Genomic DNA, 2,163 nt, shown 5'->3' with positions numbered 1-2,163 from the left:
GTTCACGTCCGTCGCCGAGGATGCGGCGACGGACCTCGTCGCGGCAGCGTTCGAGGCGGGAATCAGCTATTTCGACACCGCTCCGCAGTATGGGCACGGCCTGTCCGAGCAACGCCTCGGTCGGGCGCTCGCAGGACTCGATCGCGACTCCTTCACCGTGGCCACCAAGGTCGGTCGTCTCGTGGTTGCCAATCCCGATGCGGTGGGCACCGAATGGTTTCCGGATGCACCGCCCTCGGATGCGGTGTTCGCGTTCGATCGCGACTCGATCCTGCGGTCGATCGACAAGAGCCTCGAACGATTGGGCCTCGATCGCCTCGACGTGGTGCAGATCCACGATCCGGACGACGTCGCCGACCAAGCGATCGAGGAGTCGTACCCCGTCCTGCACGAACTCCGCGATCAGGGCGTCATCCGTGCGATCGGAGTCGGGATGAACCAATCGGCGGTCCCGACCCGATTCATCACCGAGACGGACATCGATGCCGTCCTGTTGGCCGGCCGGTACACGCTGCTCGACCAGAGCGCGACCGCCGACCTCATCCCCGCCGCGCGGGCCGCCGGGGTCTCGGTGTTGATCGGCGGCGTCTTCAACTCGGGGATCCTCGCGGACCCCGACAACTCACCTCGCTACGACTACCTTCCGGCGAGTCCGGAAGTGATCGCGCGGGCCCACCGAATTCGCGACGTGTGCCGTCGTCATCACGTCGACCTGATCCAGGCGGCACTCGCATTCGTGATGCGCGAGCGCGCCGTCACGAGCGTACTGCTGGGTGCGCGGAGCCGATCCGAACTGGAGCAGAGCCTGGCGATCGACGTCGATACCGTTCCCGATGAGCTCTGGCGTGAACTCTCCGAGGAAGGCCTCATCCATGAACTCGACGGTTGATGCCCACCATCACCTGTGGGACCTCGAGCTCACTCCGCAACCATGGATCGAGGGTGATCTCGCTCCGATCAACCGAAACTTCCACATCGACGACTACATCGATGCCGCCGGTGACCACGTCGGTCGGTCGGTCGTGGTGCAGACGGTGGCCGATCCCGGCGAAACCCCGCTGCTGTTGTCGATCGCCGAGCGCACCGAGTTGATCGGAGGCGTCGTCGGATGGGTCGACCTCACCGCCGACGGCGTCGAGGACCGGATCGGCGAGCTGCTCTCCTCCAGCGGAGCCGAGTGGCTGGTCGGCATCCGCCACCTCGTCCAGGACGAGCCGGATCCGCGCTGGCTGTGTCGTCCCGATGTCCGACGCGGGCTCGACGCATTGGGTCGGGCAGGTCTTCCGTACGACCTGCTGACGCTGCCGAATCAGCTCGAGGCCGCGATCGAAACCGTGAGCGCGCTGCCCGCGGTGTCATTCGTGGTCGATCATCTGTCGAAGCCATCGATCGCGGATGGAACGCTCGAACCCTGGGCAACCGATCTCGCCCGACTCGGACGCTTCCCCAACGTCACGTGCAAGCTGTCGGGCATGATCACCGAGGCCGACTGGTCGACGTGGACGGTTGACGACCTCCGCCGGTACGCGGACATCGCGCTCGACGTGTTCGGCGCCGACCGGATGATGTTCGGATCGGACTGGCCCGTCTGCCTGCTCGCCGGTTCGTACGACCGAGTGGTCGAGACCGCACATGAACTCACCGCCGGACTCGACACCGCGGAGCGCGACGCCGTCTTCGGGCGGACCGCCACCCGGGTGTATGGCCTCGACCGTCGTGGCCCTGGCAACGATCGATCACCCGCCACGACCTGAGGAGACCACCATCATGCGACGATTCGGACAGATCATCGGGATCGATCCCGATCGCGTCGACGAGTACACCGCGCACCACGACGCCATCTGGCCCGAGATCGCCGGTGCACTGACCGAGGCCGAGATCGGGAACTACTCCATCTTCTTCCACGGCGAGCATCTCTTCGCGTACTACGAGTACCACGGTCCGGCCGATGAGTACGAGGAGCGGATGAGTGCCGTCGCCGATGCGCCACGCATGAAGGAATGGTGGGCGTTGGTGGGTGCGATGCAACGTCCGCTCGCCGACCGTCCGGCCGGGGCATGGTGGACCGACATGCGCGAGGTGTTCCACCTCGCGGGCACCGACGACAGCACTGCGTCGGGTTGAGCACGTCGGACACTCCACCGGCGGTGTCCTGACCGTCGA

3 protein-coding genes are annotated in these 2,163 nt (G+C 66.0%); all 3 read left to right on the top strand.

Going from position 1 to position 2,163, the window contains the following annotated elements; all coding sequences use genetic code 11:
- Positions 1-889, top strand: an 889-nt coding sequence (locus tag WBV89_RS17440; RefSeq protein ID WP_423982611.1) for an aldo/keto reductase, incomplete at its 5' end; no start/stop codon positions are given.
- Positions 873-1,754, top strand: coding sequence for an amidohydrolase family protein (locus WBV89_RS17435; protein ID WP_423982610.1), 882 nt, complete (start codon positions 873-875; stop codon positions 1,752-1,754). The genes WBV89_RS17440 and WBV89_RS17435, both read left to right, overlap by 17 nt.
- 13 nt (positions 1,755-1,767) lie before the next feature.
- Complete coding sequence (locus WBV89_RS17430) at positions 1,768-2,124, top strand: L-rhamnose mutarotase (RefSeq protein WP_423982609.1); 357 nt, start codon at positions 1,768-1,770, stop codon at positions 2,122-2,124.
- The last annotated feature ends 39 nt before the right edge of the window (positions 2,125-2,163 follow it).

This window comes from Ilumatobacter sp., from assembly GCF_049588435.1.
GTDB lineage: Bacteria > Actinomycetota > Acidimicrobiia > Acidimicrobiales > Ilumatobacteraceae > Ilumatobacter_A.
The sequence above is the reverse complement of the archived record's forward strand: the minus strand, read 5'-3'. Positions and strand labels throughout refer to the sequence as shown.

What these genes read in the sequence shown, in the direction of transcription:
- WBV89_RS17435 (WP_423982610.1), top strand. Translation starts at nt 873, where the DNA reads ATGAACTCGACGGTTGATGCCCACCATCACCTGTGGGACCTCGAGCTC.
- WBV89_RS17430 (WP_423982609.1), top strand. Translation starts at nt 1,768, where the DNA reads ATGCGACGATTCGGACAGATCATCGGGATCGATCCCGATCGCGTCGAC.